Annotated in this window: 5 protein-coding genes; 4 read left to right on the top strand and 1 reads right to left on the bottom strand. The window is 71.8% G+C overall.

The window, feature by feature from the left end; genetic code table 11:
- Positions 1-37: 37 nt before the first annotated feature.
- Entirely contained in the window at positions 38-808 is a 771-nt protein-coding gene (locus C8N24_RS03480) for a hypothetical protein (RefSeq protein ID WP_121248036.1), read from the top strand.
- Here the strand turns inward: C8N24_RS03480 and C8N24_RS34570 are convergent.
- The gene (locus tag C8N24_RS34570; RefSeq protein ID WP_211339824.1) at positions 763-4,656 is read right to left on the bottom strand and encodes a DEAD/DEAH box helicase family protein; all 3,894 of its coding nucleotides are present in this window, start codon (positions 4,654-4,656) and stop codon (positions 763-765) included. The genes C8N24_RS03480 and C8N24_RS34570 overlap by 46 nt on opposite strands.
- A gap of 747 nt (positions 4,657-5,403) precedes the next feature.
- Between C8N24_RS34570 and C8N24_RS03465 the strand changes: the two genes are divergently transcribed.
- Genes C8N24_RS03465 through C8N24_RS03455 form a run of 3 tightly spaced genes read left to right on the top strand, consistent with a single transcriptional unit; the run spans position 5,404 to position 8,293 of the window.
- The gene (locus tag C8N24_RS03465) at positions 5,404-5,814 is read left to right on the top strand and encodes a hypothetical protein (protein ID WP_121248032.1); all 411 of its coding nucleotides are present in this window, start codon (positions 5,404-5,406) and stop codon (positions 5,812-5,814) included.
- Entirely contained in the window at positions 5,814-6,809 is a 996-nt protein-coding gene (locus C8N24_RS03460) for a hypothetical protein (RefSeq protein WP_121248030.1), read from the top strand. Before C8N24_RS03465 ends, C8N24_RS03460 begins: the two co-directional genes overlap by 1 nt.
- Positions 6,806-8,293 carry a lecithin retinol acyltransferase family protein gene (locus tag C8N24_RS03455; protein WP_121248028.1) on the top strand — a complete coding sequence of 496 codons (1,488 nt, stop codon included), beginning with the start codon at positions 6,806-6,808 and terminating at the stop codon, positions 8,291-8,293. Before C8N24_RS03460 ends, C8N24_RS03455 begins: the two co-directional genes overlap by 4 nt.
- The last annotated feature ends 164 nt before the right edge of the window (positions 8,294-8,457 follow it).

Here is an 8,457-nt window from a genome sequence, read left to right as displayed (position 1 = left end):
GCCCCGCGACCGGGCTCTCGGTGCTTGACTTGCGCTGATGCTGACTGAACTCAGGGGCCAGCGGGCGACCATCTCGATCCACTACGACGCCGACGTCGCTCCGGCCGATGCGCCGATGATCGCCGCCGCGAAGGTCAGCTTCTCGCCGCTCGGCACGGCACTTGGGCGCGGACAGGGCGACGAGCTGGTAAGGCGCCTGTCGAGACGTATGAGCAGTCGTGCGGACGGGCTGTGGCTCGCGCTCTGCGACGTCCCAGATGCGTCGAGACGGTTCGCGCTGGTACAGAGCGATCGCAGCTCCGTGAGCGTGCCGAACTTCTACGAGCGGCACCACACGCGCCGCGATGAGATCTGGCGTGACTACTACTACGCTGCGGCCTACGTCCTCGTTCGCGAGATCGACCGGCGCTGGCCCGAGACGACCGATGTGGTGCTCTCGCACCCCACCGGTCACGGCTGGCCGCAAGGGTTGATCGAGTCGGTGTTCGACGGTCTCTGGCATCTCGCCGACAACGAGGAACTCACGCTGCGCCATCTTCACGTGGACGCCTGCTGTCTCGAGTCCCCTGCCGAACTTGAGCGCGGCCTTGACGTGGTCGACCGCGCGCAGCGAGGAGGGCGGAGGCGGACGGCGCACCGGTCACTCAAGGTCGACGAGGCGCGGGTGGAAAGCCTCGGGCTAGATGGCATCGATGGGGTGCGCCTGTTCCGTGTGGCGCTCGCCAGCGGCCGGGGTCCGAGCGGCCAGGACGCGGCGCCCCGTCAGCGCCTTGTCGGCGGCCGGCGCGGACAGGCCAGAGACGGTTGAGGGGATGAATCGTTATCGGGCTGCAACACGATCGCGGCTCGACTCACCACGACTCCGAATCGCGGGCAGCTGACGCGCGTGAAGGAGGCCAGAATCCGCTGGTGGGTTTGGCGCGGCAGCGAGCGGGTGCCGGGTTCGCCGAACGGGGTGCCCGGGCGCGGCGGCGTCGTGGCGAGCAGGTCGTCGAGGCCGGCGCGGGCGACCATCAGCAGACCGTGGGTGGCGCGAGTGCATGTCACGGCCAGTCGGCCGAACGCGGAGTTGAAGTCGTCGAGCTTGGCGGCACCCGACAGCGGATGAACGGCGATGGTGATCCGGTTGGTCTGGCCCTGCCAGGAGTCGACGGTCGAGGCGCGGATGACGCCGTCGGGCAGGTCGTAGCGCTCGGTCAGGCGCTCGGCCATCTCGGTGGCGTCGTCGACGGCCTGGTTGCGGGTGGCGAGGACGACGATGAGCGGGTCGCCCTCGGGATCGAAGGAGTTCACGGTGCGCTCGTCCTGCGGGTGGCCGGTGCCGTCGTAGCGGCGCTCGACGATCTCGAAGCCGCCCGCGAGCAACGGGTCGAGCAGGCGCTCGAGCTCGTCGAGTAGCGGCAGGTCGATGTCGGCCTGTTCGGGGTCTTCGAGTCCGTCGAACTCGAGCAGCACGGGCCGGCCCGTGGCCACCGCGCCCCACACATCCCTGACTGGGCCCGCCAGATCAGGCAGCCGAATTGAGCGGTCCCCGGGGGCGGCGACGCAGTCGAGCCGGTCCCAGTCGCCGTAGAACGCGCGCCACAGCGGCAGCTGCTCGGCGGTCGGGCGCCAGACGGCGGGCAGGTCGATCGAGCATGTCGTGGCGAGCCCGTCGAAGTCGGTCGGCCACGCGCGGTAGGGGTCGTAGCCGGGGTCGCCGCGCCACGGGTTCTCGCCCGGGTCGATCGGCGGCAGCTGGCCGACGTCGCCGACGCCGACGATGATCGGCGCGAGCCCCTCGACGGTGGCGAAGCGGTGCAGCGGCAGCTGCCAGGCCTCGTCGACCATCAGCACGTCGAACGGGCGCTCACCGTTGGCCGCCGGTCCGAGCAGCTCGACCAGCCGCGCGCGTTCGCCGCGCACGCCGAGCTTGTGCGAGACGCCGACGATCACCGTCGCACCGGCCGGGATCGTCTTGCTGGAGTGCGCGATGGTGACGTGGTCCAGCACGTCCTCGGGCACGTCGGCGCGCCGCTTCTCGGCGATAAACAGGCACACGTGCTTGGCGCCGAGCTCCTTGCCCAGATCGCCCGCGAGCGGGAACACCTGCTTGTTGGCGAAGGCGGTGACTGCGACGCGGCTGCACGCCGGGTGCTCGAGCGCCTCCTTGACCATGCGTCGCAGCGCGTACGACTTGCCCGCGCCGGCCGCTGCGCGTAGGAGGATCTTGTTCTGGCTTGTGTCGCCGTCGAGCAGCTCGCGCAGTCGCTGGATCGCGCGGTCGGCGGCGTCGATGTTGCCGGCTGCGGCCTGCTCGTGATGGCGCGCGTCCTGCGCGATGGCCGGCGGCGGGCCGAACGTGACCGGCTGGGGGAGGTCAGTCGACGTCATCGAGCGTGAGGTCGGCGGGCACGGCCTGGGTCTCGACGTCCGGGTCGACATCGGTGTCGTCGGCCAGCACGTCGAAGCGGTCCTCGTCGACGAGCGGCGGCCACACGTCGGGGTTGAGCTCGCCGCGGGCGCGGCGCTCCGCAAGCGTGTCGGCCCACTCGGCCTCGACGACGGCGTCGGGCGACAGCACCAGTGGTGCTCGGCGGGCGACTGCTCGTAGGAGTCGGGGGTGCAGCTCGGCTTCGGGGCGGCTTGGTTGTCGAGGCTCGGGCGGGTGACGGCGATCTCCTGGCCGGACTGGAAGAGCTTGCCGTCGCCGAACCAGGTGGCGTCGGCGATGATCAGCAGGTCGCCGGCCTTGACGTGCGGGGTGATCGTCGGCTCCCAGGTCAGCGCGGCGGAGCGCGGATCGGCGACCAGCGGCCCGAGCGGCAGCTGCCCGAACTTGAAGCTGCCCTTCTGGATCTTCAGCGACGTCGTGGGCCGCTCGACGAGCGCCTGTTCATTGTGATGCAGGGCGACGATGGTCGTACCGTCGCCGATCCGCCGCGACGCGACCTCCAGCCGCAGCGGGGTCACCGAGACGACGGTGGCGAGGGCCAGCTTGCGCGTGCCGGGGTCCTGCGCGAGATCGTGGGCGGCGTCATGGTCGGCGAGCGCGGCGAGCTGCGCGAAGCAGACGCCGTCGGCGTCCAGCATCTCGACCTGCGCGTTGCGCCACGGCCGGTAGGTGCGCGAGAAGCGCACGAGATCGGACGCCTGCAGCGCCAGCCGGCGGCCCCAGACCTCCTGGGCATCGGCTTCGAGCGCCCGGTGCACGGCGCGGAGCTGCGAGTCCTCGCGGCCTTCGAGCACGGCGAGCGCGCGCTCGAGGACGTCGATCTTGTAGGCGAGCGCGTCCTCGACGAGCCGGCGGTAGCGCTTGGGGTCGCGGCGCGGGCCGCGCAGCGCGGCGTGGATCGCGTCTGAGTGCGCGTTCGAGAGTCGCGCCCCCGGTGTCTGCAGTGACTCGGCGATTGCGTCGGAGACGGCGCGGTGCTCGACCGTCTGGCGTGGCGTTTTCGCTTCCGCCCAGCGCACCAGGTAGTCGAGGCGACCGCTGTCGGCGCTGGGGCCGCCGGCGACCATGTGCGCGCTGAGCACGCTGCGCAGATCGACGACCGGGCTGCGCAGCCGCATCGCGCGGGCGCGGTCCTCCTCGAGCAGGAAGCTGACGGCGAGCCGCTCCTCGGCATCGAGCGCGTCGGGGATGGTGGCCGGCTGCCCGTCGAACGTCAGCGGCTCGCGGCCCATCTCGACGTCGTGCTCCCAGCGCAGGCGGCTGAGCTCGACGCCCGCGAGTGAGTCGGCGGCGGAGGCGAGCACGTCGGCCGTCGGACGGTCTGGGACGACGAGGTGCACGGGTAGGTCGCCGGCGGCGTGCGCGGCCGCGATCTCGGTGCCGATCAGCCGCATCAGGGCCCGCCGGGTCTGCGGCGATTGGGGGTCGGCGAACGTGCGCGTGATCCAGGCGCTGGCCCCGCGCTTGCTGGTGCGCTGGACGGCGATCCCGTGCACGCCGAGGGCGGCCGCGTCGGACTTGGCGAGCACGACGTTGATCGAGCCGGGTAGCCCGCCCGGGTCCGTGCGGCGCCGCCGCGACCACACCGGCGTCCCGTCGACCGTGGCCTTAACCTGCGCCATCGTGGCGGCGGGTGCGCGGCCGAGTGCGCTGGTCTGGTCGACGAGCCCGATGACCGCGGGCCGTGTGAGGCGCTCGACGCCGATGTCGATCAGCAGCGACTCAGGATCGCCGGCGGCGCGCAGCTCCTCACGGCAGTAGCTGAAGAGGTTGCAGGTCACGCAGCTGTCGGGGTCGAACTCGCTGCGGACGTGCGCGACGTAGCCGGGCAGCTGCTCTTCGCTCGGCGCGCCGGGCCCGAGCCGGCGCATGACCTCGAGCCGCTCGTCGGCTCGGGCCCGGACCTCCCGCAGGTGGTCGTCGAGCCGTTCGACGAGCGCTTCTGGCTGAAGGAAGGCGTTGCGGGGGACGGCGAGTGCACCGGACCGGTGCACGTGCATGCTCTCGGGTCGCTGGCTCCAGGCGGCCGCCGACGCGGCACCGAGCGCGACCTGCAGGAAGCCCTTGAGCAGCCGGGTGTCGTCGATCCGTGAGCGGACGCGTTCGTAGTCCTTGGCGTCGCCCATGATCAGCCACGACCCGACCGTCTGGTCGCCGTGCTGGCGGGCACAGACGATCGCGAAGTCGGGCTTGACCGGCGTCGCCTCGGCCGTGGCCTCCATGTCGGGGTAGGAGCGCCGTGAGCATCGTGGCCGTGTCGGCGTCGACCGCGTGCTGGTGCGCGCTGGCGAGTTCGGCCGCGGTGGTCGTGAGCGAGTCCTTGCCTGACCGACGGCGGGTGAACTCGGGGCGGGACAGGCCGAGCTGGCCGACGGCCTTGGTCAGCAGCTCGGAGACGAACCGCTCCGAGTGCACGAGCGATTCGAACGTCATCGCCCGCATCCAGCGCGCCTCGGGAATCCCCGCGCCCAGGTCGGGCGCGTCGAGCTTGGCGGCCAGCGCCCGTCGGCTGACGCGCGTGATCAGCGGATCGGTCAGCCGGAAGCGCTCACACCCCGCATGGGCGGAGGCCGCGACCGCGCTGGACCCGCCGCCGGTGCTCAACCCAGCCACGAACCCGTCCTCCTCGCTGAGGGCGCCCAGACGCTGGCGACATACGCATCGCCGCTCGGCGCCGTGAACACTCGCGCGTTTTCCGCAGCCTCTCTCATCCGGTCGCGGATCGTTAGGCGACGCGTGGCGGCTGGTGGCATCGAGGGCTGTACCTGCGAGTAGGGAACAAGGGTTGGGTCCGTGCGCTGACCGGCGCGCCGCGGTGCGGCGCCGCGAGCGCCGGCGATCGGGGCGCGGGTCGGACCGAGGTTCTGACACGCTGCCGCAGGCGATACGAACGCGCGCTCCTGCGCACTCTGGACTTCTGCCGTGCTCGCTGTCAGAGTCGCGCGCCACGGACGACTACGGGGGACACGATGTTCTTGACACTGCTGAACGAAGGGCAGAGCGTGTTGTTCGCGCGCGCGGCCCGCCTCATGATCGAGGCCGACGACATCGCGCACGAGCGCGAGCTGGCGATGCTGGAAGCCATCGGCATCGAGACCGGGCTCACCGAGCTCCCAGATGGCGGGACGTTCGCGGAGGTGGTGCAGGAAGCCGCGGACGCGCTCACGGACCCGACGCAGCGCAACGCGTTCCTGATCGAACTCGCGGGCGTCGCCGTGATCGACGGCGATGAGCACGGCGCCGAGCGGGCGCTGCTGCAGCAACTCGCCGACCAGCTTGGTCTGGGCGAGCGCGTGGACGAGTTCCTCGCCTTCGCGCATGACGCGCGCGACCTGGCTGACCGCGGCCGCGCGCTGGTCACGACGGTGGAGGCCGACTGATGCCGCTGCCGTTGTTGCTCGTGGGCGGCGCACTCGTGCTGACCGGTGGCACCGGGGCCGCCGGCGGCGGCATCGGGATCAGCCGGATGCGGCGCGCGAAGCGGCTGCATGCCGACACCGTTGTTTACTTGGAGGTCCACCAGGAGCTGTTCACCGACGCGCGCGACGTCGTCGAGCAGCGGCTCGCGGCCTACGGTGAGGCCAAGCTCGACGCGATGACCGGTCCGATGGCGCGGTTCGTGGCCGCGTTCTCCAAGCTCAAGCACGTCGCCTTCGATGCCACGATCACGGACGACGCCTTCCCGGTCGACACGGTCGAACTCGCGGACCTGCGGGACGTCGACCTCAAGCCGTGGATGACCGCGTCCCAGATGCTCGCGGGCGGTGGCAGCGGCTATGCGGCCGGGGCCGGGGTCGGCGCGCTCGCCCAGCTCGCGGTCGGCAGCCTCGCGACGGCGAGCACCGGGACGGCGATCGGGGGCTTGAGCGGCGCGGCCGCGACCAACGCCACGCTGGCGTGGATCGGCGGCGGAACGCTGGCGACCGGCGGGGGCGGGGTGGCTGCCGGGACGATGGTCCTGAGTGGCGTCGCGGTGGCGCCGGCCCTGTTCGTCGGCGGGGCGGTGCTCTGGCACCGCGGCGGGAAGGCGCTGCGGGACGCGGAAGCCAACGAAGCCGAGGTCGAGGAAGCTGTCGCCAAGATGAACGCCGCCCGCACCCAGTTCGCGTCGGTGGGGGACCTTGCCGAACGCGCACAGGGCGTGCTCGAGCGGCTCGCCGGTCGGCTCGACACGCAGGCCCACCAGCTGGAACGGGTCGTCGCGCGCGAACGTGACTATCGCCGGCTGGCGCGTTCGGAGCAGGAGACGGTCGCGGTCGCGGCTGGACTGGCGAAGGCGGTCCGGACACTGGTCGACCTGCCGCTCACGACCGAGTCCGGCAGCGTGAAGGCCAGCAGCCGTCGCACCATCGACAACCTCGACGACGAGGCGTGACCGCACCGCAGCAGCTGGTCCCGGGCGTCCCCCTGGACCCGACGGTCAACGTGCTAGCGCAGCTCGAGCTGTGCGCCCAGCTCGTGGCTCGTGCCGCGGCGGACAGCCGCGCGTCTCGTCATGAGCGGGACGCGGTCCGTGTCGCCGCACGCAGGACGATGGCGCGCATCGCTCGCTATGAGGCGCGGCTGCGTCAGCAGGACGCGGCTGATCGGCGACGGCACCGCGACGTGGAGCTGCCGTTGCTTGAGCGCGCAGGCGACGCGCTTGACGACGGCCGCACCGATGACGCCCTGCAGGCTCTTGCGGCGCTCATTCGCGCCTCCGGCGGCGCGGCGAGCCACGGTTCGATGGCGGCGTTCGACCAGCTCATGGACGATGGTGCGCCGTTCGATCTTCGGCACACGCCGCCCACCGCACCGGCCGCTCCAAGGCCCAGCGCGCTGGCACGCCTCGGTAGTACGGCTCCGCGTCCGGTAGACGAGTGGACCGAGTCGTGCCTGCGGCTCGAGACCGCGGACGCCGCCGAGCTCGACGAGCGCCAAACCGCAGGCCGGCACATCGCCGCGCCACGCCGCATCGCCGGCGTGACCGCCTACGAGCACCACGGGCTCACCCTCGGGGACGGGCGCGTCGTGCACTTCACGGGCGAGCCGACCAGGATCGAGTCGGCCTGCGTCGAGGTCACCGCCCCTGAGGCGTTCGTCGCCGGCACGCCGCGCGGGGAAATCGTCGAGTATCGGCCGCACACCTTCGACGGCCGCCCGCTCGCCCGGCTGCGGCCGTCGATCGCGGCGATCCGGGCGCTCAGCCTGCTCGACAGCCGCGGGTACTCGCTGCTGCAGTGGAACTGCGAGCACTTCGCCGTCTGGGCGACCCTCGGCGTCCGGCACAGCGCGCAGGTCGCCGCCGTCCGCGACGGGCTCGCACGGCTCGCGAACCTGAGCCCCGATGTCTTCAACGCGGTGACCGAGGCGAACGAGCTGCTCCAAGCCGACAGCCCGCTCGCAATCGAGCGGTCACCCGCGACGGAAGGCTGGGACGCGCGCGTCGACGGGATCCTCACCTTTGATCTCGGCCGCGCCTACTGGGCCGACGACCTCGAGCTGCCGGTCGTCTACCTGCCTATTTGGGACCGATATGGGGAGCCGGCGGCCGGGCTCGAACGCCCATGGACCGCCGATCGTGTCGACGGCAACGCCGCTTGGTCGCGCAACTGCCCGAGCACGCGACTGCGATCGGGCTGGCATGCGTCGCTCGTCTGGATCGACGGGCCCGGGTTCTGGTGGCTGACGAGCGACGGCCGCTGGTTGACCGCGTCAGACGGCGTCATCGACGCGATTGCGGGCCGACTGCAGGCGTCCAGTGACGTGCTCGTCACCTACCTCGCTGGCAGCTACAGCGTCTCCAAACTCCTGGCCATGCTCGACCGGCTCGGCCTGCAGGACATCGCCGCGGAGCTGTTTGCGCGCCCGAGCCGATGACGGGGGCCCGCGACGGCGGGTCACCGCGGCTGCAGGAGGTTGCGGCGAAGCTCAAGTCGATCCCCGCGCCGCTGGACGGGTTTGCCGACCACGCCCTCGACCCCGCGCGCCTAGGCCGTGGCTGCCAGCAGGGGGCGTCAGGCTTCCTGGGTTTGACGTGAGCG

Origin of the sequence: Solirubrobacter pauli (assembly GCF_003633755.1) — a bacterium.
Classification (GTDB): Bacteria; Actinomycetota; Thermoleophilia; order Solirubrobacterales; family Solirubrobacteraceae; genus Solirubrobacter; species Solirubrobacter pauli.
Note: the sequence above shows the minus strand (reverse complement) of the source record. Positions and strands in the feature narration are given on the sequence as shown.